Source organism: Cupriavidus sp. 2KB_3 (assembly GCF_052115685.1).
In the GTDB taxonomy this organism is placed as follows: Bacteria; Pseudomonadota; Gammaproteobacteria; order Burkholderiales; family Burkholderiaceae; genus Cupriavidus; species Cupriavidus campinensis.
In genome coordinates this window covers 44,146-68,318 of sequence record NZ_JBFRHD010000028.1, presented here as the reverse complement: position 1 = coordinate 68,318, position 24,173 = coordinate 44,146, and the positions used below count along the sequence as shown (strand labels likewise).

The window sequence follows — 24,173 nt, the reverse complement described above, 5'->3', positions numbered from 1 at the left end:
AGCAAAAACGGCGGTCGCCAGGACCGCCGTTCTTTGTCGGGATGTTCGCCGTGCCGTCAGGATTTGCGCACGAACCGGATGATCTGCTCGTTGTCCGGCGGGGCCGAGGCCGCAGGGGAAGTATTCGACCCGCACGTGCCGCAGCCGCTGTTCGTCTCGCATCCGGAGGCGCAACCCGCCGCCGCCTGCGGCGCCAGGCGCCGCGCCAGCCATCCGCGCCAGCCCGTTGCGGCGGCGCCGCCCAGGCGCACGGCCAGGGTCGCCTTTACGCGTTCGCGCGTGCGCGGCATGTAGCGGCCCGTCACGTGGACCGCGCAAGCCGTCACGATCAGCGCGACCACCAGGATTTCGAAGGCGTGATAGAGCGTCATGGCCGTTGGACCCAAGTCGGTGTCACCAGTTTCAACCTCGTCTCAACCAAATGCCAGCGCCGCGCGATATGTGACGAACGATGCGAGGTAGGCCAGTCCGGTCAGGTAGGCCGCCGAAGCCGCCATTACCGCCCAGGAATTGGTCTCGCGCCGGATCACCGCCAGCGTGGAAATGCACTGCGGCGCAAACACGTACCACGCCAGCAGGGACAGCGCCGTGGCCAGCGACCACTGCGCGGCAATCATCGGCGCCAGCTGCACGGCCACCGCGTCATCGCCGCCCGAGAGCGCATAGACCGTGGCAAGTGCACCAACAGCCACTTCGCGCGCGGCCAGACCCGGCACCAGCGCGATGCAGATCTGCCAGTTGAAGCCGATCGGCGCGAACACGTGCTCCAGCGCGCGCCCCAGCATGCCGGCGAAGCTGTAGTCGATGGCAGGCAGCGTGGCGCCTTCCGGCGGCGACGGGAACGTGGCCAGGAACCACAGCAACACGGTCAGCGTCAGAATCACCTTGCCCACGCGCGACAGGAAGATCCGGGCACGCTCCCACAGGCCAATGGCGATGTCGCGCGGATTCGGAATCCGGTAAGACGGCAGTTCCATCAGCAGCGGATGGTCCGTGCGGTCACGGCGGAAGAACTTGAGCACATAGGCCACCACCAGCGCGCTGACGATGCCCGCCACGTACAGCGCGAACAGCACCAGGCCCTGCAGGTTGAACAGGCCCGCCACGGTGCGTTCGGGGATGAATGCGCCGATCAGCAGCGCGTACACGGGCAGCCGCGCCGAGCAGGTCATCAGCGGCGCCACCAGGATGGTGGTCAGCCGGTCGCGCGGGTCCTGGATGGTCCGCGTGGCCATGATGCCCGGAATCGCGCAGGCGAAGCTCGACAGCAGCGGGATGAACGAGCGCCCCGAGAGCCCCGCGCCCATCATCAGGCGGTCCAGCAGGAACGCGGCGCGCGGCAGGTAGCCCGATTCCTCCAGCGTGAGAATGAAGAGGAACAGGATCAGGATCTGGGGCAGGAACACGATCACGCTGCCCAGGCCGGCGATCAGGCCATCGACGATCAGGCTGTGCAGCAGGCCTGCGGGCAGCCACCCGCCCACGACTTCGCCGGCCAGGTGCACGCCGGCCTCGATGCCATCCATGAGCGGTTCCGCCCACGAAAACACCGCCTGGAACATGAAGAACAGCAGCACGGCCAGGATGACGAGGCCGGCCACCGGATGCAGGATAACGCGGTCGAGTGCGTCATCGAGCCTGGCGGTGCGCGTCGGCATGGTCACGGCGATGTCCAGCAGGCGCTTGACCTCGGCGTGGGTGTCCAGCTCGGACATCGCCTCCACGGACTGCGGCGGCACGGGCGGGGCCGGCGGCAGCACCCCGTCGAGCAGGTCGATCAGCGCCGCGGCGCCATCGCGCTTCACGGCCACGGTCTGCACCACCGGCACGCCAAGCGCCTGCGACAGCGCGTCGCGGTCGATCAGGATGCCGCGTTTCGCCGCGGCATCGCTCATATTGAGCACCACCACCATCGGCACGCCCAGCCGGCGCAGCTCCAGCACGAAGCGCAGGTGCAGGCGCAGGTTGGTGGCATCTACCACCGAGACGATCAGGTCCGGACGCGGCTCGCCGGGGCGCTGGCCCATGCAGACCTCGCGCGTGATCGCCTCGTCCAGGCTGGCCGCGTGCAGGCTGTACGCGCCTGGCAGGTCCAGGATGCGTACGCTGCGGCCGGCCGGCGAGACGAACTGGCCTTCCTTGCGCTCGACGGTCACGCCGGCGTAGTTGGCCACCTTCTGGCGGCTGCCGGTCAGGCGGTTGAACAGTGCGGTCTTGCCGCAATTGGGATTGCCCACCAGCGCAATGCGCAGGGCGGAAGGAGGTTGTGCGACGGACATGTTGGCAGGGGGTCCTGATCGGCCTGGGGCAACGCCCTCAGGCGATGCGCTGAGCGGCGGGGGCGTCGGGCTGGGTAGCCGGGGCGATGCTGGAGACGGTGGCGCTCACCACCTCCACGGCAATGCGGGCCGCTTCGGCGCGGCGCAGCGCAAAACGCGTGAAGCCGACCTGCGCCACCAGCGGGTCTTTGCCGAAGGGGCCGAACGCGATGATCTGCACCGCTTCGCCCGGCACAAAACCGAGATCGCGCAGGCGGCGCGCGATGGGATCGTTCGGGGTGGCATCGTCCACCGATTTCACAACGGCGGCCGTGCGCCGGGGCAGTTCAGACAACCGCATAGGTTTCCAGTGCGCAGGCAGGATCGCCGCCCCGCGTAGGTAAATAAAAATCGTTCTCGATTGTATAGCATTCGTGCGATTTCGGCGCCGATGCCGTGCCGGATTGCCGCGCAATCCTGGTGCGATCCCGGGGCCCCGCCCCGGTATTCGGCCGAATACCGCATTTGTGGTATTGGTCCGCCGGAAGGGGTGGCGCTATGCTTCAAACACGCTGAACACCCCGTTCCACGCGTACTTCAGAGCCACTGGTCCTTGGACCGGTGGCTTTTTCTTTGGCGCTTTGCTTTGCGCTCCGGATTCTAGTCGCCGGCCTGCGCCGCGGCCAGCCGGATGGTGTCGACGAAATGGTCGCGTGCCGGATGATCGGGTGCCCGTTTCCACGCGCAATACACCTCGGAAGGCACCGTGGCATCGGCCAGCGGCCGGAAGGTCGCCCCCGCCATGCCCGAGCGCGCGAGTGCCGCCGGCACCACCGCCACACCCATCCCCTGCGACACCAGCGACACCACGGACAGCCAGTGGCGCATCTCGTGCCGCACCTGCGGATAGAAGCCCTGCGCCGCGCACATCTCGAAGATCCGGTTGTAGTAGTCGGGCGACGCCTTGCGCGAGAACAGCACGAAGGGCTCGCCGCGCAGATCGGTCAGCCCCACCTCGGCCCGCGCGGCCAGCGGGTGGCCTTCCGGCATGCAGCAGACAAAGGGCTCGCGATGGGCCAGTTCGGTGGCCAGTTCGTCAGGCACCCGGCTGGTGTGGATGAAGCCGGCGTCGAGTTCGCCATGTAGCAGGGCGTCGATCTGCTCCTGCGAGTTGAGTTCCGTCAACGCCACCTGGATGCCGGGGTAGCGGTGCTGGAACTCGTGCAGGCGCTGGGGCAGGCCCCGGTACAGCATCGACCCGACAAAGCCGACGCGCAGCCGGCCCACCGCGCCCGCCTCGATCTCCCGGGCCAGCTGGCGTGCCGACTCCGCCTGGGCCAGAAGCGCCGTGGCCGACTCCCCGAATGCGCGCCCCGCCGCCGTCAGCCGCACCCCCCGGCTGTCGCGCTCGAACAGCCGCGCCCCCACCGATGCCTCCAGCTGCTGGATATTGAGCGAAAGCGGCGGCTGGGAGATCGACAGCCGCCGCGCGGCGCGGCCGAAGTGCAGTTCCTCGGCCAGCACGAGGAAATAGCGCAGGTGACGGAATTCCATGGCGATATGAATTTTGTATGGATCAAGCCAATTTTAGAATTAGACACGAATCGTCGGCGTTCGAATAATGGACCCCAAACAAGGAGACAGCCATGCCGACCAGTGCCGCCCGGATTCCGTCCGCTTCTTTGACCGATTTGCAGGATTCGTCCCGAGACATCGCCCATCCGGTGCCCGACCGGCACGGCACGAGCCTGTTCACGGCTGACCCGGACCTGCGCGCGCTGCTGCCGCTCTACCTGCCGGCCGACCTGTTCAATCACCTGCTGCCGCACCTTGAGCGCATGGGCGCGCTGGCAGGGGACGTGCTCGATACCCTCGCCAATGTGGCGAATAATGCACCTCCGACGCTTTCTCACCGTACCCGCACCGGCCTCGATGCCCAGGCCATCCACAAGCACCCTGCCTATATAGAACTGGAGAAAGTGGCGTTCGCCGACTTCGGCCTCGCGGCGGCTTCCCATCGCGGCGGCGTGCTCGGCTGGGACAAGCCCATGCCGCCTGCGGCGAAGTACGCACTGACTTACCTCTTCGTCCAGGCCGAGTTCGGACTGTGCTGCCCGCTGTCGATGACGGACTCGCTGACCCGCACGCTGCGCAAGTTCGGCGATCCGGCGCTGGTGGCGCGCTACCTGCCCAACCTGACCACGCAGGTCTTCGACGACCTGTACCAGGGCGCGATGTTCATGACCGAGCAGGGCGCTGGCTCGGACGTGGCGGCCACCGCCACCCGCGCGATCCGTGACGACAGCGTGGAGGGCGGCTGGCGGCTGGTGGGCGACAAGTGGTTCTGCTCCAACCCGGACGCCGCGCTGGCCATGGTCCTGGCCCGCATGGAGGAGCCGGACGGCACGGCCACACCGGGCATCAAGGGCGTCTCGCTGTTCCTGCTGCCGCGCACGCTGGCCGATGGCAGCGCCAACCACTATCGGATCATCCGTCTCAAGGACAAGCTCGGCACGCGCTCGATGGCCAGCGGCGAGATCCGGCTCGAAGGTGCGCACGCGTGGCTGGTGGGCGAGCCGGGCCGGGGCTTCGTGCAGATGGCGGACATGATCAACAACTCGCGGCTCTCCAACGGCGTGCGGGCGGCCGGGCTGATGCGCCGCGCGCTCACCGAGGGGCAGTTCATCGCCCGGGAACGGCGCGCGTTCGGCAAGCGGCTGGCGGACATGCCGCTGATGCGCCGCCAGCTGCTCAAGCTCACGCTGCCCACCGAGCAGGCCCGCACCATGGTGTTCCAGACCGCCGAGGCGCTGCGCCGGGCTGACGCGGGCGAGGCCGATGCCTACCCGCTGATGCGCGTGCTGACGCCGCTGATCAAGTTCCGCGCCTGCCGTGACGCGCGCAAGGTCACCGGCGACGCCATGGAGATCCGCGGCGGCTGTGGCTATATCGAGGAATGGAGCGACCCGCGCCTCGTGCGCGATGCGCACCTGGGGTCGATCTGGGAGGGCACGAGCAACATCGTCGCGCTGGACGTGCTGCGCGCCATCCGCCGCGAGGGCTCGCTGCCCGTGCTCCAGGCGCACCTGGCCGGCCTGCTGGCCGATACGCCGATGCACGCCACGGCGCGCGCCACCTTCGAGCAGGCCATCGCCCGCGCCGCCGCGCTGGCCGCCCGCGCCGCCGAGGCCGGTGCCGAGGGCGACGTGCTGGCCCGGCAGGCCGCCTCCGCGCTGTACCACGTGACCAGCGCCGTGGCGATGGCGTGGGAAGCGGGCCGGATTGGCTCGGTCCGCCGCATGCGGCTGGCGCAGTTGGTGCTCGTGCACCGCGTGCTGCCGCAGGACCCGCTGGCCGGCGGCGCCGAGCCGGCATGGCTGGCCGAGACCGTCGCGCCACCCGAGGACGGTGCGGTGCGCCCCGCCGGCCAACTCGACGAGATCAACGTGTTCTGACGTGTTCTGACCTGTTCTGATTTGTTCCAAATAGACAAGAAAAGCCTCACCCGGAGACAACACCATGCCCCCCAAGCTTCATTGGCACCGCCGCGCGGCCCTGGCGGCCTTCACCGCGCTGACTGCCGCCACGCTCGCCCTGGCCGCCGCGCCTGCCTTCGCCCAGAAGGACTTTCCGACCAAGCCGATCATGATGGTGGTGACCTACCCGCCGGGCGGCCCCACCGATGCGATGGCCCGCACGCTGGCCGCCGCGCTCAAGAGCAGCCTGGGCCAGCCCGTGGTGGTGGAGAACCGCGCCGGCGCCGGCGGCAATATCGGCGCGGAGGCGGTGGCGCGCGCCGAGCCGGACGGCTACACGCTGATGTTCGGCACCTCGGCGCCGCTGGCGATCAACGTGAGCCTGTATCGGAAGATCAACTACGACCCGGTGAAGAGCTTCGCGCCGGTGATCCAGATCGGCCATCTGCCGAACGTGCTGGTGGTGAACGCGAACGTGCCCGCCAGGAACGTGCAGGAGCTGATTGCCTACGGCAAGGCCCATCCGGGCAAGCTGACCTATGCGTCTTCGGGCAATGGCGCGTCGTCGCACCTGGCCGGGGTGCTGTTCAACAACCTCGCCGGCACGGACTTCCAGCACATTCCGTACAAGGGCACCGGCCCGGCGCTCAATGACCTGCTGGGCGGACAGGTCAGCATGACGTTCACGGACGTGCTGACCGCGCTGCCGTTCATCAAGAGCGGCAAGGTGCGCGCGCTGGGCGTGACCACGCGCGGCCGCTCGCAGGCGCTGCCTGACGTGCCGACCGTGGCCGAGCAGGGCGTGCCCGGCTTCGACGTATCGGTGTTCTTCGGCGTGGTGGCGCCTGCCGGCACGCCGCCGGAGGTGATCCGCAAACTCAACGTCGCCTTTGCCGACGCGCTCAAGCAGCCCGAAGTCCGCCAGACGCTGGTGGCGCAGGGGCTGGAGTTCGCGCCGTCCACCTCGCCCGAGCAGCTTGGCGGCTTTGTGAAGACGGAAGTCACCAAGTGGCGCGCCGTGGTACAAAAGTCGGGTGCGCAGCTCGACTGACGCGTGTAAGCCATCCAAAAAATACGATAGCGAGGTAGACACCATCATGACGACGCCCCCCACTCCCGGCGCGCTGGCCGGCATCCGCGTGGTTGACTTGTCGCGCATCCTGGGCGGGCCGTTCTGCGGCCAGATCCTGGGCGACCACGGCGCCGACGTGCTCAAGATCGAGCCCCCGCAGGGCGACGACACGCGCACCTGGGGCCCGCCGTTCCGCGACGGCGTGGCGTCGTACTACTTCGGCCTGAACCGCAACAAGCGGGTGATGCGGCTGGACCTCACCGCCGATGCAGACCGCGAGGTGCTGCTGTCGCTGCTGGCCGAGGCCGATGTGATGGTCGAGAACTTCAAGACCGGCACGCTCGAGAAATGGGGGCTGGGCTACGACGTGCTGTCGCAACGCTTTCCGCGCCTGGTGCACTGCCGCGTGTCCGGGTTTGGCGCCGATGGCCCGCTGGGCGGCCTGCCCGGCTACGACGCCGCCATCCAGGCCATGGCCGGCATCATGAGCATCAACGGCGAGGCCGATGGCGACCCGCTGCGCGCCGGCCTGCCGGTGGTGGACATGGTCACCGGCCTGAATGCGGCGCTGGGCGTGCTGCTGGCGCTGCAGGAGCGCGCGCGCAGCGGGCGCGGCCAGTTCGTCGAGGCAGCGCTGTACGACTCGGGGCTCTCGCTGCTGCATCCGCACGCGGCCAACTGGTTCATGAGCGGCAAGACGCCCACACGCACCGGCAACGCCCATCCCAATATCTACCCGTACGACACGGTGGCCACGGCCACGGCCCCGATCTTCCTGGCCGTGGGCAACGATCGCCAGTTCCGCATCCTGTGCGAGCACCTTGGCATGCCCGTGCTGGCCGATGACGAACGCTACGCCACCGCCGGCGCACGCTCTGTCAATCGGAATTCTCTGAAAGTGGAACTGGAAGCCCGCATGGGCACGCATGACGGCAAGGCGCTGGCCGATGCCCTGGCGGCGGCCGGGGTGCCGTGCGCGCCGGTGCTGTCCGTGCCGGATGCCCTCCAGCATCCGCACACCGCGCACCGCGAGATGGTGGTGGAGATGCCCGGCGGCTACAAGGGCCTCGGCGCGCCGGTCAAGCTGAGCCGCACGCCGGCCACGTACCGCTACGCGCCGCTTGCCGAAGGCAACCAGTTCCTGCCGCGCGAGGCCGCGAACGAGGGCTGATCAGGCGCGCTGCCATCGCGCAGCAACGGGAGCGTACCCGTTGCTGCGCATTGAATGCCAATGCATTCAACGAGTTAACAAGCGGCTTACACCAGCGCCGCCGTGGACAGTTCGCGCTTCACGTAGGCATAGAAAATCGGCCCCGCAATCACGCCGGGTATACCGTAGAGCGTCTCCATCACCAGCATCACCGTCAGCAGCTCCCAAGCGGCCGCCTGTATACGCGCGCCGATGATCCGCGCGTTTAGGAAATATTCGAGCTTGTGGATCACCACGAGGTAGACCAGTGACACCACGGCAATCGGCAGCGACACCGACAGCGACGCCACGAAGATCGCCGTGTTCGAGATCAGATTGCCGAGCACCGGCAGCAGCCCCGCAATGAAGGTGATGGCCACCAGCGTCTTCGAGAGCGGCAGGTGCTGGCCGAACAGCGGCAGCACCACCAGCAGGTAGATCGCCGTCAGGATGGTGTTGATCAGCGAGATCTGGATCTGCGCGAAGATGAACTGCGAGAACGCCACTTGCAGCGTGGTCGCGCGGGCGATCAGTGCGCTGGCCAACGGACGGCGATTGGGGCGCGAGATAGCCCGGTACAGCGCCACCATCGCCCCGATGACGAAACCGATCAGGATATGGAGCAGCGTGCGCAGGATGTCCGCGCCGAGGCGTTGGGCCATCTGCGCATGCTCGCGCAAGGTGGAAATCAGCGTGGACGCGAGTTCATCGACGCCGCGCGGCAGGTAGTCGCTGAGCCAGTCCGGCAACTGGTTGCGCGAGCGGTCGAGGATGTCGGCGGCGTGATCCATCAGCCGTTCGAGGGTGTTGCCATCGCCGCTGACAAAGCGCACGAGCGCCCAGATGCCGCCGCTCAGGGCGAAGAGGATGATGGCGGAGAGGATCAGCACCGCCAGGGCGTCTCGCCGGGAATGGCGCGTGAGGCGCGGGGCGAGTACTTCGACCAGCGAATACAGCAGCAGCCCGGACAGCAGTGCCGCAACGAGGTTGGCTTGCATCACCAGCAGCAGCGCGCCGCCGGTCAGCGCATATGACGCCGCCGTGACACTGAACCAGCTGGCCGGCGTCAGGCGCCGGGCGGGGTGGAGCGGATCGGGGTTGGGCGTGCCGTCTCCGGTCTGGGGGCGGCCTGGCGTGCGGTCTTGTTCCACCTGCGGCATGTCTCGGCTGTCGCGTTTGCGTTGGGTTGAGGGGTTGGGCGCATCGATTGTCGGCGCGCGGCGCGCCAATAGCAAGTCACATCGGGCGTGAAACTTGCGTGCCAGCTCGCGTATATTGATGTCACGTTGCGCACGCTTTCCTCCCGGAGATCTGACGCCATGCCCTTCACCCACACCGTCGGCACGCGCCGGCATGTCTTTGCCGACTTGCGCACGCTGCTGGCGCGGGCCAGCCCGGCGCGCTCGGGCGACGCGCTGGCTGGCATCGCCGCCCGGGATGAGGAGGAGCGCATGGCCGCGCGCATGGCGCTGGCGGACGTGCCGCTGGCGCACTTCCTCTCCGAGGCGCTGATTCCCTACGAGGACGACGAGGTCACGCGGCTGATTGTCGATCGCCACGATGCCGCCGCCTTCGCGGAGATCGGCGCCCTGACCGTGGGCGGCTTCCGGGACTGGCTGCTGCGCCACGAGACCGACGAGGCCACGCTGCGCCGCGTGGCGCCGGGCATCACGCCTGAGATGGCGGCGGCGGTCAGCAAGCTCATGCGCAACCAGGACCTGATCGCCGTAGCGCGCAAGTGCCGCGTGGTCACGCGGCTGCGCAGCACCATCGGCCTGCCAGGCAGGCTGGCCGTGCGCCTGCAGCCCAATCATCCGACCGACGACCCGCGCGGCATCGCCGCCTCCATCATCGATGGCCTGCTCTACGGCTGCGGCGATGCCACCATCGGCGTGAACCCGGCCGGCGACAACCTCGCCGCCATCGTCAAGCTGCTGCGGCTGATCGACGACGCGCGCACGCGCTACGACGTGCCGACCCAGTCCTGCGTGCTGACCCACGTCACCAACACGCTCCGGGCGATGGAGCTCGGCGCGCCGGTGGACCTCGTGTTCCAGTCCGTGGCCGGCAGCCAGCGCGCCAACGAGGCATTCGGCATCTCGCTGGCCCTGCTCGACGAAGCCCGCCAGGCGGCGCTGGCGCTGCAGCGCGGCACGGTGGGTAACAACGTGATGTACTTCGAGACCGGCCAGGGCAGCGCGCTGTCCGCCAACGCGCACCATGGCGTGGACCAGCAGACCATGGAGGCGCGCGCCTACGCCGTGGCGCGCGCGTTCGAGCCGCTGCTGGTGAACACCGTAGTCGGCTTTATCGGCCCCGAGTATCTGTACGACGGCAAGCAGATCATCCGCGCCGGGCTGGAGGACCATTTCTGCGGGAAGCTGCTGGGCGTGCCGATGGGCTGCGACGTCTGCTACACCAATCACGCCGAGGCCGACCAGGACGACATGGACACGCTGCTGACGCTGTTCGGCGTGGCTGGCATCAATTTCATCATGGGCGTGCCGGGCGCGGACGACATCATGCTCAATTACCAGAGCACGTCGTTCCACGATGCGCTGTACCTGCGCGAGGTGCTCGGCCTGCGCCCTGCCCCCGAGTTCGAGGCATGGCTGCAACGGATGGGCATCCTCGACGATGCCGGCCGCGTGCTGGAGCCGGCCGCGCGCGCGCCGTTGCTGGATCTGGCGCGCACGCTGTAACTCACGATGGAGCCGATCATGCCGAAGCCGCCCGCCGACATTGACCCCTGGACCCAGCTGCGCCAGTACACGCGGGCGCGCGTGGCGCTGGGTCGCACCGGCCATGCGCAGAAGACAGGGGACGTGCTCGCCTTCGGCCTCGCTCACGCGCAGGCGCGCGACGCGGTGCACCTGCCGCTCGACGTCACGGCCATCGACATCGCCTTGCAGGAAGCCGGACTAGCCGCACGGCACGTGCACAGCGCCGCGCCGGACCGCGACCAGTATCTGCGCCGCCCCGACCTCGGGCGCCGGCTGGACGCCGAAAGCCACGAAGCGCTGGCCCGCGCGCGGCCCGCCCAGACCCCTGACGCCGTGTTCGTGATCGCCGACGGCCTCTCCGCGCTGGCCGCCCAACGCCACGCCGTGCCACTGCTGCGCGCCGTGCTGGCCCGGCTGGCCGACTGGCACATCGGCCCGGTCGTGGTGGCCCGCCAGTCCCGCGTGGCCCTCGGCGACGAAATCGGAGATCTCCTAGGCGCCCGCCAGATCGTGATGCTGATCGGCGAACGGCCCGGCCTCAGCTCGCCGGACAGCCTTGGGATTTATCTGACCTACGACCCGAAGCCCGGGCGGACCGATGCGCAGCGGAACTGCATCTCCAACGTGAGACCGGAAGGGCTGCTGTACGAAACAGCGGCAGACCGGCTGGTGTTTTTGATGCGTGGGGCGGTGGCGCTGGGGCGGTCGGGGGTGGAGTTGAAGGATGACAGCGAAAATTCCGAGGCGTTGCCGAAGGCCTGAAGGGACGGGGAAATTCTCGCTCCGCAGTTTAGGAGTAATACGATTGTAGTGCCCAGTTCGCCGCTTCTAGTATGCCGGATGCGCAGCTTTTCGATGCTGCGCCGGCAACGGAGCGAGGACACATGGGCGGCTTTTCTGACGGCGTTGAGACACGTGGCAATCAGCTGCTGGCGCAGCTTCACGGACAACAATCGTATTTCCTGAGCGTTCCGGGCGCGGCGAACGGGCTGTCGGTGGTGTCGTTCAAGGCAGTGGAGCGGCTGGGTGACCCCTACGAGATCACCATCCAACTGACGCATCCTGTTGAACTGGACCGTGCCGACTACCTCGGCAAGCCGGCCACTTTCATCATCGACCCTGGCGATGAATCCACGCCGCGCACCTTCGCCGGCTTTATTTCCTGTTTCTCGAAGACGGCCCAGACGCGGGACTTCCATGGCTACGAGATGGTGGTGGAGCCACTCGTCGCCCGGCTTCGGCTCACCCGCTCCACCCGCATCTACCAGCAAAAGACCGCACCGGAGATTATCGAGGCGATCCTGCGGCGCCATGAACTGGTCGGGCATCAGTTTTCCTTCCGGCTTCGACGCCAATATCCCCAGCACAAGCTTCGCTTCCAGTATCAGATGTCCGATTGGGATTACATCCGCCTGCTGATGGAGCAGGAAGGGCTGTATTCCTATTTCCTGCCCGGCAAGTTCGGCGAAATGGTGGTGTTTGGGGATGACATCGACCATTACCTCTATCAGCCCGAACTGCGGGTGCCATATCGGGAGACGGCCGGGCTTGAGGCGGGTATCGAAGCGGTCTTCGGCCTTCGTACTATTGCGAAAACGATCCCCCGATCGTTCCTCGTAGCGGACTACAACCCCGATCTGGCCTGGGAGCCGCTGAAGGGCGAAGCCAATGTCGCGCGGAAGGACAAGACCACCTACGGCCAGGCTTATGTCTTCGGCACCCATCATCTGGATTTCGAAGGCGCCAAATGGGAGGCCCAGCTTCGGCATGAGGCAGCGGTGGCCGGGCAGGTGGTCTATGAGGGCGAGAGCAATGTGCTGGAACTGCGTCCGGCGCGGATTCTGCGGATGGATCTTGCGCTGGCCGATGCGCCGAATGGGCAGGTCATCACCGAGGTCATCCACACCGGCGCGCGCGATGCCGCGTATCGCAATACCTTCAAATCGATCCCTTCAGATCGACGTTTCCGGCTACCGCTGGATGAAGCCAACTGGCCGAAGATTCAGGGCACGCTCAGCGCGCGCATTACCTCCCCGAGCCAGTATCCCTACGCCTACCTGACCCAGCAGGGTTATTACACCGTCCGTTTTGACTTCGATTTCGAAGACTGGCCCGGCGGTGGGGAATGCGTGCCGCTGCGGCTGGCCAAGCCATTCGCCGGGGCCTTTCAGACGGGCTTTCACTTTCCGCTGATCGACGGCACCGAAGCGGCTATCGCGTTTCGGGATGGGAATCCGAATAAGCCGTATATCGCCCACGTCCACCATAACAGCCGCCAGACGGATCTGATTACCAACCAGGATCGGTGGCTGTCCCGCAACGTTATCCGCACGCAGAGCGACAACAAGCTTGAGTTCGAGGACTGGGAGGGGCAGGAGCATGTGAAGCTGTCCACCGAGCATTCCGGAAAATCCCAGCTGACGCTCGGCCATATGGTGGATGGGAAGTGGAAGCGGCGGGGGGAGGGGTTCGAACTCAGAACGTCCGGTCGGGGGGCCATACGGGGCGGCAAGGGATTGTTCATTTCGGCGGATGACCAGCCAAAGGCCAGAGGACACCAACTCGACATGGCCCCGGCCGAACGCCTGCTCGAGCAAGCGCTCCAACAGAGCCAGGCCTTGGCCGAGACGGCCAAGGCCGCCCAGGCGCTCGCCGCCGACTGCGAACGCCAGCAGGCACTGCTCAATGACAGCCTCAAGCAACTGCGCGCCGCCGGCCTGCTCGCCAGCGCGCCGGACGGCATCGCGCTGGTTTCGGGCGCGGACCTGCAAACCAGCGCGGCGAACCACCTTATCGCCACCGCCGGGGGCAGCGCGGACGTCAGCGTGATGAAGCGCTTCACCGTCGCCGCCGGCGAAGCGGTGTCCCTGTTCGCGCAGAAGCTCGGCATGAAGCTGTTCGCGGCGCGCGGCAAGGTCGAGATCCAGGCGCAGAGCGATGAATTGCAGTTGACGGCGCTCAAGGACATCACGATTACCAGTACCGACGGGAAGCTGGTGCTTACCGCTGACAAAGAGGTCTGGATTGGCGCGGGCGGTTCCTACATCCGCATCACTGGCGAGCGCATCGAGAACGTCACGCTGGGCGACATCGCCGAGAAGTGCGCATCGTGGGACAAGCACGCGCCGGCGGCCAAGTTGATGCCGCCGCAGCAATTGCCCCGCACGGCTTGCAAGAGCTGCCTGATCGACGCCATGCGCAGCGGCCAGTTCGGCATCTACATCAAATAGAGGCACTTCCACATGGACTACCGATTCGCCCTGATCGACTCAAGCCATCAAATGCGCTTCCACCTTCGGCTGGACCGTTGTGGCGCCGCATACCAGTCGCTGTTCGAAGGCTATCCCGAGGCATCTCTGCTGGACATCGCCCCGTTGCTGATCGACCTGAGCCATGACGATCAGACTGGCCGGAACGTCCTTGCCGATGCGATGCGCCTCGGCGCGTTGAAGCCGTGCGTCAGCCTCATCGCCGCGTCGCGTCCGCTGGCAGACATCGCCGGGCATCTGCGGCAGTTTCATCAGGTCAAGGTGCCGAACAATCGCGAAATGATCATCCGCTGGTACGACGGCCGCATCGACCGTTTCGGTAAGTGCCAGCAGGCCACGCTGCCTGCCGACGACGCTCACCATGACGGGGCGTTTCCCCTGCCCGTCCACCTCGACGAAAAGCAAATCGCCGCCCTGGAGGCCGCCACCGAAGCGGACGGCATGATCGGCGGCCTGCAGGCAATCATGCCAAAGCTGCGGCACGTGCCATACCGCGTAGTTCATCCATTTATCGAAGCGCATTTGCGTGCCGCGCGCCAGCATGGGTTGTCCGACGTGGAAGATTTGGTGGAGTACCTGATATTGGCCTTCCAGACGTCAGGGCGCTTTATCGATCATCCGCAAGCCGCGCAACGGTTGTCGATGCCGGCGAATGCGCACGGCGATACGTTTGCGAGGTGGGCAGGCGGACTTGGGGGTGAGGTCGCCGCCGCCGGCACGCCTTTATGGGAAGCGCCTGACGAGCAGGAGGATGCACGATGAACCATCGTCTGGCATCGGCGGCGAGCCTGAGGCGTTGCGGCCGGCTGGCCATGCTTGCGGCACTGTCGCTGGCAATGTCCGGATGTGGCGAAGAGCCAATCTCCGTGTCGATGGTTGGCTACAACCACACCGATGTAGGCATCTACGCGTTCGAGGTCAATGGCCGTGGTGGCCCGAATATCTGGCCGCACGAGGGCGGTGGCAGTTTTACATGCTGCGTCACGGTGCCACGGGTCTACAAGCCTGGCACGACGGCGAAGGTCAGATGGCTCCATCGCATCGACGATGTGCCGCAGGAGCGGATCGTCCCTGTGCCCCCCTACCGCCCTGAAGACGTGGGGCTTCTGACTCTCCATTTTCTTCGAGACGGCAGTGTCAAGGTGTTCGTGACCATGACGCTGCTTGGTCATCCGGCGTATCCCCTGAAAGGGGACGAGGCGCGCAAGTAACCACAGTTCCACGAGGAGAGTCATGCCTTACACAGTAGCGCGCCCACGGGCGTGGATAGCCGGCCTGCTAGCAGCATTGCCACTGGCCATGTCCGGTTGCGGCGACAAGCCCATCGCGGTGTCAATGGTTGGCTACAACCACACCGATGTGGGCATCTACGCGTTCGAGGTCAACGGTCATGGCGGACCGAATATCGGGGCGCACAAGGGCGGTGGGAAACGTACGTGTTGCGTCATGGTGCCATTGGTCCACGAGCCTGGTATGACGGTAAAGGTCAGATGGGTCAATCGCATTGACGATGTGCCACAGGTGCGATTCGTCTCCGTGCCTCCCTATCGGCCAGACGAATTGGGAAGGTTTGCCGTGCATTTTCTGCGCGACGGCAATGTCAAGGTGTTCGTGACGATGATGAATCTTCACCATCCTGACTATCCCTTGAAGGGCGATGAAGCTCGGCTGTAACGACATCGATTGGAGAAAGAACCATGCCTTACAGCACTGCACCACCGACTTCAGGCAGCAAGAATCGATTCAACGCTATGCGCCCACGGGCGTGGGCAGGCAGTCTGCTAGCCGCACTGTCGCTAGCGATTTCCGGTTGCGGCGACGAGCCAATCTCGGTGGAAATGGTTGGCTATAACCACACCGATGAAGGGATTTACGCCTTCGAGGTAGACGGGCACGGCGGTCCATACATCGGCCCGCACGAGGGCGGCGGAAAATTTACTTGTTGCGTCACGGTGCCACGGGCCCACAAACCTGGCATGACGGTGAAAGTCAGATGGGTCAACCACATCAAGGATGTTCCCCAGATGCGAGTCGTCTCCGTCCCGCCCTATCGGCCGGAAGAATTGGGAAGGTTTGCCGTCCATTTTCTGCGCGACGGCAACGTCAAGGTGTTCGTGACCATGATGGCTCTGCGTCATCCTGACTATCCCTTGAAGGGCGATGAGGCGCGCAAGTAACCACAGTTCCACGAGGAGAGTCATGCCTTACACAGTAGCGCGCCCACGGGCGTGGATAGCCGGCCTGCTAGCAGCATTGCCACTGGCAATGTCCGGTTGCGGCGAGGAGCCAATCTCCGTGTCAATGGTTGGCTACAACCACACCGATGTGGGCATCTACGCGTTCGAGGTCAATGGCCGGGGTGGCCCGAATATCTGGCCGCACGAGGGCGGTGGCAGTTTTACGTGCTGCGTCACGGTGCCACGGGTCTACAAGCCTGGCATGACGGCGAAGGTCAGATGGGTCAATCGCATCGACGATGTGCCGCAGGAGCGGATCGTGCCGGTACCTCCTTATGGACCAAGGGATGGCGGAATGTTCGCCGTCCACTTCCTGCGCGACGGCAATGTCAAGGTGTTCGTGACCATGATGGGTCTTGGACATCCCGACTATCCCTTGAAGGGCGACGAGGCGCGCAAGTAACCACAGTTCCACGAGGAGAGTCATGCCTTACACAGTAGCGCGCCCACGGGCGTGGTTAGCCGGCCTGCTAGCAGCATTGTCACTGGCAGTGTCCGGTTGCGGCGACAAGCCCATCGCGGTGTCAATGGTTGGCTACAACCACACGGACGTGGGGATCTACGCGTTTGAGGTCAACGGTCATGGCGGACCGAATATCTGGCCGCACGAGGGCGGTGGCAATCGCACGTGTTGTGTCATGGTGCCCTTGGTCCACGAGCCCGGTATGACGGTAAAGGTCAGATGGGTCAATCGCATCGACGATGTTCCACAGGTGCGATTCGTCTCCGTGCCTCCCTATCGGCCAGACGAACTGGGACGGTTTGCCGTGCATTTTCTGCGCGACGGCAATGTCAAGGTGTTCGTGACGATGATGAGTCTCCACCACCCCGACTATCCCTTGAAGGGCGATGAAGCTCGATTGTAGCCAAACCTATTGGAGAGAACGACATGCCTTACAGCATCACGCCGCCGCCGAACATGCCCGCAAGTGGCGTGCGCGACCTTACACCACGGGAGACTATACAGCGAGCCAGGGCAATGGCCTGCATCCGAAAAAAAGATCCTGCCCAGTGCGGTGGCCAGATATATGTGAGCCTCTTCTTCGACGGCACGGGCAACAATATGGACTGGGAAGAGCCAGGCCTCGGCACCACTCAGATGGCCGCCGGAAAAACATAGCAACATCGCTCGCTTGTACAAGGCCCGGATCGATAATCCAAGAAGTGGATTTTTCTCCCAGTACATACCAGGAGTCGGCACCCCTTTCCCTGAGATTCGCGACACTGGTGGCTCGCTTGGCCTTGCGGCGGGGTATATGGGAGCGGACAGGATTAACTGGGCGATACTGAGTATCCTGGATTCGGTACACGAGTACCTGACGGAAACTACCTTGTTCGGCACCGGTCAAGTTGGAACCGTCGCTAACCTAGCGAGCAAGACTGGCTTCGAAACTCGATATCGCCGTAGGGTGATGGACACCTGGGAGAAGCGACTGGAAGCGGTCGTAAAGGACCGCGAGCGCAAGGTCACGCACATCAACATCGCCGTGTTTGGCTTCTCTCGTGGCGCGGCCACAGCGCGCGTGTTCGCCAACTGGCTTCTCCAGTGGCTGGAGCAGGAGGATGGCGGCTACCGCCTCGCCGGCATCCCGTTGCGCATCTATTTCATGGGCTTGTTCGATACCGTGGCGTCGGTCGGCGTGGCCGACATGCTGCCCGGCTTCGACGGCCGCATGGACTGGGCGACGCCCGCGAATCTGGATATCCATCCCGCCGTGGAGCAGTGCGTCCACTTCGTGGCGCTGCATGAGCAGCGCGCGAGCTTTCCGCTCGAGCTTGCGGCACGTGCCACGCAGGTGGCCTATCCAGGCATGCACTCCGACGTGGGTGGCGGCTATCGTCCCGGCGAACAGGGCAAGGCGATGCCCGGCGGCGGTCTGTCGTCGCCACATTTGTCCCAGGTTCCGCTAATCGACATGCATCATGCCGCGCTCGTAGGTGGCGTACCACTCAGGAGCATGGAGGAAATCAAAGCCGCTCCCCTCATTGCCCCAGACTTCGATTGCCCGCCGGCACTGGCGGCCGCAGTGAACAACTTCTTCGACCATTGCGGGATCAAGACGTCGGCGAAGGGCAAGGATGGCGTGGTGGCCGTCCTTCGATCCCACACGCTGCAATACCTGCAATGGCGAGACGGCCTTCTCCGGCCAGGTCGTCTAATGGAGAACCGACGTTTCTTCAGAGAAGCACACCTGAGGACCGACCGGGCGCAACTACGGGAAGCCCTCAAGGATTTCACCGCGCAGCTTGTCGATCTCCGCGTCTGGGCCCAGGACACCGGGGCTGCAGCAGTGGCGCTCGATGGCGTGGCGAGATTGAATCCCATTGCCGGCGCCGTGCTTCGCACTACGCGAGGCCGGCGCGCCGGACCCGTGGATGCCGAGACGCTCCGCATGCTCGAAGCGGTCAGCCTTGGCGCCACATTGCCCCCCGCCGTGCAGCACCTGATGGATGACTACATCCACGACTCGCGGGCCGGCTTCCGGATTGGCGGAATGATGGAGCCGAGGGAGCTGACCGACGGCTACTTCCGCTATCGCCGTGTTTTCTGAATCGGGAGGACGGACATGAGTGATCTCATCCGATTGGGCGACGCCAACGATCACGGCGGCAAGGTGGTCAGCGCCTCCGCCACCATGCGCTACGACGGCCGCGCGGTGGCACGCATGGGCGACAGCGTGTCGTGCCCCCGGCATCCGGAAGTGCGTCCCAACCTGATCATCGAGGGCGATGCTTCCATGCAGGATCATGGTGTGCCCATCGCGCGGCACGGCCATCGCGCCACGTGCGGGTGCAAGCTGATTTCAAGTCTTCTGTGAGGCCCGGGCGATGACAGTGGAATTGCCGCGTTCAACGCTCGACGCCGAGCCACCGGTGCGGCCAGCAACAGCCGTGTGGCTGTGCTTGCTGGCCGCGTTTCTGGCGGCTGGCGCCCTCTTGACCTTGCTGGCGTGGCCCAAGGACGCACCGACAGGAACACCGTGGTTCTGGATGTGCCTGGTCGGCTTTCCGTTGCTCGGGTGGTGCGTGCTATTCGGCTTTCGGCTCCACTTCTACGAAGATGAGATGAACCGTCTGACCGCCACGGCGGACGCCCGACAGCGCGAATTCGAAGCTGCCGTGGCATTCGGCGCCGAGCCGCTAGCGGTGCTCCACGCCGCGTATCTTTGCGCGATGCGGACCGGTTGCGCATCCGGTCTGATCCTGGAGCGGGATTCGGTTCTCGTTGCCCACTCGCCGCGCCCGCATCTGCCGCCGGTTCGCCATTCCAGGCTGCCGCTGGCCGAGGAAGTGGAGCCGGGTGGCCGCTATGCGGAAGTGTTCGAAGCCATTCTCGGACAACTGGAAATGCCGCTACGCGCGTTGCCCCCGAGCGTGCCGCTGGATGTCACGTTGCAGGTGTCCGATGGCGTCGATCCGGCGCCGCTTCGCCACGCCTGGCAGACATGCTGGACAGCCACGGGCCTCCATCACGTTGAAGCCTCGGTCCTCCCAGCCACTGATGGGCTGATGGCGCTCGATGCCTGGCTAGACGAGACGGGTGGCCCGGCGCTGGAACGATTCCGCCTCTTCGTTGCCGTCCAATTGCACGAGACGCCGCCACAGAACAGCGCCGAGGCGGCCGTCGCGCTGCTATTGGGCTGGGCGCCATTGGCGGAGCGGCTTGAGCTGTCCGCCATTGCCACGCTACATCGGCCTGTGGCCGCCGCCCATGGCCTCGCCGACACCATCCGGACAGCCGCGCTGTTCGGCCAGATAACGCCGGATGCCTTGACACACCTCTGGCAATCCGGCCTGCAGAAGGCCGAGAAGGCGGCCATGCTGACCGAGGGCTCGGATATCGCCTTGGGCGCGGTGCAGACCGATGCATTCGCCGGCGTGCATGACATTGATGCGGCGCTGGGCAACCCTGGCGTGGCCACCCCATGGCTTGCCGCTGCACTGGCTGTAGAGAATGCCCGGCAGCGTGGCGAGCCGCAATTGATTGCGTGCAGGGAAAGCACGCTTTGCCTGGCAGTCGTACGCCCCCCGGCTGGCCCCAAGGAACAGGAAACAACGTGATGACACATCCAAAGAGCCGGGGGTACACCATCGTGGTCTCCGCCATGACGGCGGCGGTCGCAGCCACGGCATACCTGATGGGCGATGGCAGCGAGGCCGCCCGGCGGCAAGCGGTCATTGCGATGATCGTGGGCGCCGCAGTGCTCCTGATGCGTGGTCCGGTCGCCACGGCGTGGAAGGTGCTGGCCGCCCGATCGGCCCGAGACACGCCGCACCAGCGCGATCCGGCAGCGCGCCGGGGCAGGCGGGAGCCCGGCGATGTGGCACTGAAATCGACGGAATATGACAGGCTCAAGCAAGCGTTGCAGGACCCGGGCGCCCGTCATCTGCCTCGTCTGCTGCTGACGGGCGATGACGCCGTCATTGCCGAGTTGCTGCCGGGCGTCGTCAACGACCGCTGGCAGGTCACCGACGAAGCGGTGCTGCTGTGGAGTCCACTCGGGCCGGATGGCCAACCGGATCGCGCCTGGCTTGGTCAACTCCGCAAGCTGCGGGCCGCGCCGGTGAGCGCCGTCGTGCTGGTGACACATGGGGAGACCGACCTCCGGCCCCAGCGTCGGGGAGGTGTCGCGCTCGGCATGGGTCTGGACCGCATTGCGAAGTCGCTGCGCTGGGCTGCGCCGGTTTTTGTGCTCGATGTCGCTCGCATCCATGACCTCGCTGGCGACGGCCCCACCCCTGTGATCGGTTGCGAGTTGCCGCCGCGCGGCGATGCAGCGGCCGTTTCCGGTGCCTTGGACGAATTGCGCGGCCGCCTGGCGATGCTCGGAACAGAAGCGTTGATCGGGAACTGCCACGACCGCTTCCTTGCACAGCTATCCCAACGCCTCGACATCCGTGGCAAGGCGTTGGCCGACTGGATCTTCGGTGTGAACAGCCGCCCTGGTATGGCCATGCCAATTCGGGGCGTCGTTTTTACGCCGTCGCCGGGCCCACTGTCCGGCGGGGCGGGCTGGCAGCCTGCGGCGGACCTGCCGCTTTGGCGCTATGTTGGCGAGCACGCCCGCCGTATGGGAGGTCGCCGGATCGGCCTCCATCCGGTCACCGTCTTTTCCAGCATCGCGCTGACTGCCATCGGCCTTTGGAGCGCCGGGATGTTGCTGTCTGGCTTTCAGAATGCCCACAGCATTCACGCTGCGCAGCAGGCCGCGGATGCGACTGCCGCCGCCCCCAATACCGCAGCGCGCCTTCGTGCGCTGCTTGCCTTGCAACATGAGATTGCGCGCTACGCGCCGGATCGGGACCATCTGGCCTCGATCACTTCCCGCTTCGGTCTCAATCGCGACGCCGCCATCGCTGCCGCGCTGTGGGACCGATACGGCAAACACAGCCGGGAGTTGATCGTCACACCGATTCAGCAGGATCTGGAAGACGGCCTGGCGGACCTGGCGCAAGTGCAGGCGGGCGGCCTTGACACACAAGCCAGCGAATGGGCGCTCGGCGGACGAGACAACATCAAGACCTATCTCATGCTCGCCAATCCGGATCGCATCGAGCCGGATTTCCTGAAGGCCCAACTCGTCCGGCACTGGCGGACCGAAGCCCGCATCACACCGGGCGAGCGCGAAGATCTGGCGGAGCGTCTGCTCGCGTTCCATGCCGACCACTTCAAGTCTCATCCCGACTGGCGCATCACCGCACAGCCGGAGTTGGTGGCGGGCGCTCGCCGGACCGTGCTGGCGGTGATCGACCAGCGCAACGCGCAGGACACGCTTTACCGGCAGGTGATCGACGGAATCGGCAACCGGTATCCCGACCAAACCTTGGCCTCGCTGACAACCGGGACGGACGCGCGCGGGCTGATCCGCGCGAACACGCTGGTGCCGGGCGCCTACACCCGGCAAGCCTATGAGGGCGATGTGGCCGAAGCGATCGAAAGGGTCGCCAAGCGTACGCAGGTCACAAGCGATTGGGTGCTCTCGGACGCCGGCGCGCCACAGGCCACGCCACCCGCCGACCTCCGTGCCGCATTGACGGCCCGGTACTTCGCTGATTACGCCGACCACTGGCAGCGCTTCATGAACACCGTGCAATGGGAGCCGGCGCCCACGCTGCCGGCCGCCATCGACCAGTTGAAGCTGATGGCGGACGCTCGCCAGTCGCCGGTCATCGCGCTGATGACATCACTCGAATATCAGGGCGGGGCCGGCATGCGGGCCGATTCGCTGTCCGACACGCTGGTAGCGAAGGCCCAGGACATGCTCGGCAAGAAGCCGGCCGGGCCGAAGCGGGCCAAGCCCGACACCTCCGGCCCGCTGGGACCAGCCTTCGGGCCAATCAGCCGACTCCTGGCGCAGGATCAGGCCGGTACCGGCGACATGAGTTTGCAACGCTTTCTCGAGCGCGCCACGGCATTGCGGCTGCGGCTGCAGCAAGTGAGCAACAGCCCGGACGCCGACGCCCAGGCTCGTCAGATGGCGCAGGCGCTGTTCCAGGGCAAGGCGTCCGAGTTGGCCGATACCCAGGCATATGCCCGGCTGATCGCCGCCAGTCTGGGCGCAGAGTGGGCTGGCATGGGCGAGGCGTTGTTCGTCCGCCCCATCGCCCAGGCGACGCACGCGGCGCTTCAGCCCGCCCAAACGAGCCTCAACGCAGCGTGGCGCGAGAGCATCGCGATGGCATGGGGACGCTCGTTCACCGGTCGCTATCCGTTTGCAGATACTGCCAACGACGCCTCGCTGCCCGAACTGGCGCGCTTCCTCAGGCCGGACGGCGGCCTGATCCAGGGTTTCCTCGCCGCGCAGTTGGCCGGCGTGCTGGAACTGCAGGGCGATCAATGGAAGCCTGCTGCGACGGGCGGACAGGCAGTGGCATTCGATCCGGCCTTCCTGGACGCGATCAACCGCCTCCAGCGGATAGGCGTGCGCCTGCTCGCACAGGGCGAGCCGCGCTACCAGTTCGAACTCAAGCCGATTCCCGTGTCTGGTCTGACCGATACGATACTGACGCTCGACGGCCAGCAACTTCACTACTACAACCAGCGCGAGACATGGCATGCCATGACCTGGCCCGCCAGCAGGCCAGACAGCCCAGGCACCCGGCTGCAATGGCGGACGGAAGCGGCCGGCACCAACAAGCACTATGAGTTCACCGGACGATGGGGGCTGGTGCGAATGCTCGAGCGTGCCAACGTCGAGGCGATCGACAGCGCGACGTTCCAGATCACATGGCACGGCTCACCGGACAACCTGGCTTCGAACCTTCCGCCAGAGCCCGGTAGCCTGATGCCCCGCGCCGCGATGCAGCCTGCTCCGAAGGACATCGCCTATCCGATCCGCTACCTGATGCGCACCGAACTCGGCCAAGGGCCGCTGGAGTTGCTGGCATTGCGCGGTTTTGTGTTGCCGTCGCGCATCTTCGCCGATCGCGCGCAGACCGCAGCGCCGCGCGGTTCGTGAAAGCAACCCCTCACATCATCCGATGCGAGAACCTGCCGCGTTGTGCATCCGACATCAGCGCCATGAACTGGTCGCGCTGCATGTGCACCAGTTCCTCGTGGTCGCCCGCTTCGAACCAGATTTCGGGTTCTTCCATCAGGCATTCGTCCACATAGGTCGGCATGCCGTAGGACATGGCCACGGGCGGGATGGCGCCGAGGTCGCAATCCTTGAAAACCTCGCGGATCTCGTCTTCGTGGGCCAGTACCAGGTCGCGGCCGGTTTGCTCGCAGATTTCCGAAAGGCGGAGATGGTGGTTGGAAGGAATCACGGCGGCCACGTAGCCGGCCTGATCCTCGAGCAGGACGGTTTTGGCCAGCCGGTTGCCGGGTACATGGGCGGCCTGCGCAGTGGCCATGCTGCTCAGGCTGTAGGGGTGACGGATGATTTCGAACTGGCTGTTCATGCGGCTGAGCCGGCCAGCCAGGGTGTTTGCGATTGCCATGATTG

At 65.8% G+C, this 24,173-nt stretch carries 23 protein-coding genes; 17 read left to right on the top strand and 6 right to left on the bottom strand.

Translation table 11 applies throughout. From position 1 onward, the window contains the following. Positions 1-56: 56 nt before the first annotated feature. The 4 genes from AB4120_RS24965 to AB4120_RS24950 form a co-directional block, all read right to left on the bottom strand. Positions 57-371, bottom strand: coding sequence for a DUF6587 family protein (locus AB4120_RS24965; RefSeq protein ID WP_149138596.1), 315 nt, complete (start codon positions 369-371; stop codon positions 57-59). 42 nt (positions 372-413) lie between these two features. Further along, the gene (gene feoB / locus AB4120_RS24960; protein ID WP_149138597.1) at positions 414-2,279 is read right to left on the bottom strand and encodes a ferrous iron transporter B; all 1,866 of its coding nucleotides are present in this window, start codon (positions 2,277-2,279) and stop codon (positions 414-416) included. Positions 2,280-2,316: 37 nt separating this feature from the next. Beyond that, entirely contained in the window at positions 2,317-2,619 is a 303-nt protein-coding gene (locus tag AB4120_RS24955; RefSeq protein WP_441642983.1) for a FeoA family protein, read from the bottom strand. A 299-nt stretch (positions 2,620-2,918) separates the two neighbouring features. Continuing rightward, positions 2,919-3,812 carry a LysR substrate-binding domain-containing protein gene (locus AB4120_RS24950; RefSeq protein WP_441642982.1) on the bottom strand — a complete coding sequence of 298 codons (894 nt, stop codon included), beginning with the start codon at positions 3,810-3,812 and terminating at the stop codon, positions 2,919-2,921. Positions 3,813-3,904: 92 nt separating this feature from the next. Between AB4120_RS24950 and AB4120_RS24945 the strand changes: the two genes are divergently transcribed. The 3 genes from AB4120_RS24945 (at position 3,905) to AB4120_RS24935 (ending at position 7,977) form a co-directional block, all read left to right on the top strand. Further along, entirely contained in the window at positions 3,905-5,713 is a 1,809-nt protein-coding gene (locus AB4120_RS24945) for an acyl-CoA dehydrogenase family protein (protein WP_441642981.1), read from the top strand. Positions 5,714-5,777: 64 nt separating this feature from the next. Beyond that, positions 5,778-6,785: a Bug family tripartite tricarboxylate transporter substrate binding protein gene (locus AB4120_RS24940; RefSeq protein WP_262389716.1), complete on the top strand. Its 1,008-nt coding sequence runs from the start codon at positions 5,778-5,780 to the stop codon at positions 6,783-6,785. Positions 6,786-6,831: 46 nt separating this feature from the next. Further along, positions 6,832-7,977: a CaiB/BaiF CoA transferase family protein gene (locus tag AB4120_RS24935; protein ID WP_144201176.1), complete on the top strand. Its 1,146-nt coding sequence runs from the start codon at positions 6,832-6,834 to the stop codon at positions 7,975-7,977. 86 nt (positions 7,978-8,063) lie between these two features. On the opposite strand, the gene AB4120_RS24930 is transcribed toward AB4120_RS24935, so the two are convergent. Then, the gene (locus tag AB4120_RS24930; RefSeq protein ID WP_149138599.1) at positions 8,064-9,155 is read right to left on the bottom strand and encodes an AI-2E family transporter; all 1,092 of its coding nucleotides are present in this window, start codon (positions 9,153-9,155) and stop codon (positions 8,064-8,066) included. A gap of 159 nt (positions 9,156-9,314) precedes the next feature. Here AB4120_RS24930 and AB4120_RS24925 point away from each other — a divergent pair, with 159 nt between their 5' ends. The 14 genes from AB4120_RS24925 to AB4120_RS24860 all read left to right on the top strand — a co-directional run bounded on the left by AB4120_RS24925 (position 9,315) and on the right by AB4120_RS24860 (position 23,684). Continuing rightward, the gene (locus tag AB4120_RS24925) at positions 9,315-10,697 is read left to right on the top strand and encodes an ethanolamine ammonia-lyase subunit EutB (RefSeq protein ID WP_149138600.1); all 1,383 of its coding nucleotides are present in this window, start codon (positions 9,315-9,317) and stop codon (positions 10,695-10,697) included. A gap of 18 nt (positions 10,698-10,715) precedes the next feature. After that, entirely contained in the window at positions 10,716-11,480 is a 765-nt protein-coding gene (gene eutC, locus AB4120_RS24920; RefSeq protein ID WP_149138601.1) for an ethanolamine ammonia-lyase subunit EutC, read from the top strand. A 122-nt stretch (positions 11,481-11,602) separates the two neighbouring features. Further along, positions 11,603-13,948 carry a type VI secretion system Vgr family protein gene (locus tag AB4120_RS24915; protein ID WP_441642980.1) on the top strand — a complete coding sequence of 782 codons (2,346 nt, stop codon included), beginning with the start codon at positions 11,603-11,605 and terminating at the stop codon, positions 13,946-13,948. Positions 13,949-13,960: 12 nt separating this feature from the next. Further along, positions 13,961-14,749: a DUF4123 domain-containing protein gene (locus AB4120_RS24910; RefSeq protein ID WP_149138605.1), complete on the top strand. Its 789-nt coding sequence runs from the start codon at positions 13,961-13,963 to the stop codon at positions 14,747-14,749. Next, positions 14,746-15,198, top strand: coding sequence for a DUF3304 domain-containing protein (locus tag AB4120_RS24905; RefSeq protein ID WP_441642979.1), 453 nt, complete (start codon positions 14,746-14,748; stop codon positions 15,196-15,198). The genes AB4120_RS24910 and AB4120_RS24905 overlap by 4 nt, the downstream gene beginning before the upstream one ends. A gap of 22 nt (positions 15,199-15,220) precedes the next feature. Then, a complete protein-coding gene (locus AB4120_RS24900; RefSeq protein ID WP_149138607.1) occupies positions 15,221-15,661 on the top strand; it encodes a DUF3304 domain-containing protein in 441 nt (146 codons plus the stop codon). Positions 15,662-15,684: 23 nt separating this feature from the next. Next, complete coding sequence (locus tag AB4120_RS24895; protein WP_246119052.1) at positions 15,685-16,164, top strand: DUF3304 domain-containing protein; 480 nt, start codon at positions 15,685-15,687, stop codon at positions 16,162-16,164. Between the two features lie 124 nt (positions 16,165-16,288). Further along, positions 16,289-16,627, top strand: coding sequence for a DUF3304 domain-containing protein (locus tag AB4120_RS24890; protein ID WP_441642985.1), 339 nt, complete (start codon positions 16,289-16,291; stop codon positions 16,625-16,627). Between the two features lie 22 nt (positions 16,628-16,649). Then, the gene (locus tag AB4120_RS24885) at positions 16,650-17,090 is read left to right on the top strand and encodes a DUF3304 domain-containing protein (protein ID WP_149138609.1); all 441 of its coding nucleotides are present in this window, start codon (positions 16,650-16,652) and stop codon (positions 17,088-17,090) included. A 23-nt stretch (positions 17,091-17,113) separates the two neighbouring features. Beyond that, positions 17,114-17,344, top strand: a complete 231-nt coding sequence (locus AB4120_RS24880) for a hypothetical protein (RefSeq protein ID WP_441642978.1) — start codon at positions 17,114-17,116, stop codon at positions 17,342-17,344. Positions 17,345-17,636: 292 nt separating this feature from the next. Next, on the top strand, positions 17,637-18,776 hold the full coding sequence (locus tag AB4120_RS24875; protein ID WP_441642977.1) for a T6SS phospholipase effector Tle1-like catalytic domain-containing protein: 1,140 nt from the start codon (positions 17,637-17,639) through the stop codon (positions 18,774-18,776). Positions 18,777-18,791: 15 nt separating this feature from the next. Beyond that, positions 18,792-19,043: a PAAR domain-containing protein gene (locus AB4120_RS24870; RefSeq protein WP_149138611.1), complete on the top strand. Its 252-nt coding sequence runs from the start codon at positions 18,792-18,794 to the stop codon at positions 19,041-19,043. Between the two features lie 10 nt (positions 19,044-19,053). Beyond that, positions 19,054-20,286: a hypothetical protein gene (locus AB4120_RS24865; RefSeq protein ID WP_149138612.1), complete on the top strand. Its 1,233-nt coding sequence runs from the start codon at positions 19,054-19,056 to the stop codon at positions 20,284-20,286. After that, positions 20,286-23,684, top strand: coding sequence for an ImcF-related family protein (locus AB4120_RS24860; RefSeq protein WP_441642976.1), 3,399 nt, complete (start codon positions 20,286-20,288; stop codon positions 23,682-23,684). The genes AB4120_RS24865 and AB4120_RS24860 overlap by 1 nt, the downstream gene beginning before the upstream one ends. A 10-nt stretch (positions 23,685-23,694) precedes the next feature. Here AB4120_RS24860 and AB4120_RS24855 read toward each other — a convergent pair whose 3' ends face one another. Continuing rightward, entirely contained in the window at positions 23,695-24,168 is a 474-nt protein-coding gene (locus tag AB4120_RS24855; protein ID WP_144203239.1) for an aminoacyl-tRNA deacylase, read from the bottom strand. Positions 24,169-24,173 lie beyond the last annotated feature (5 nt).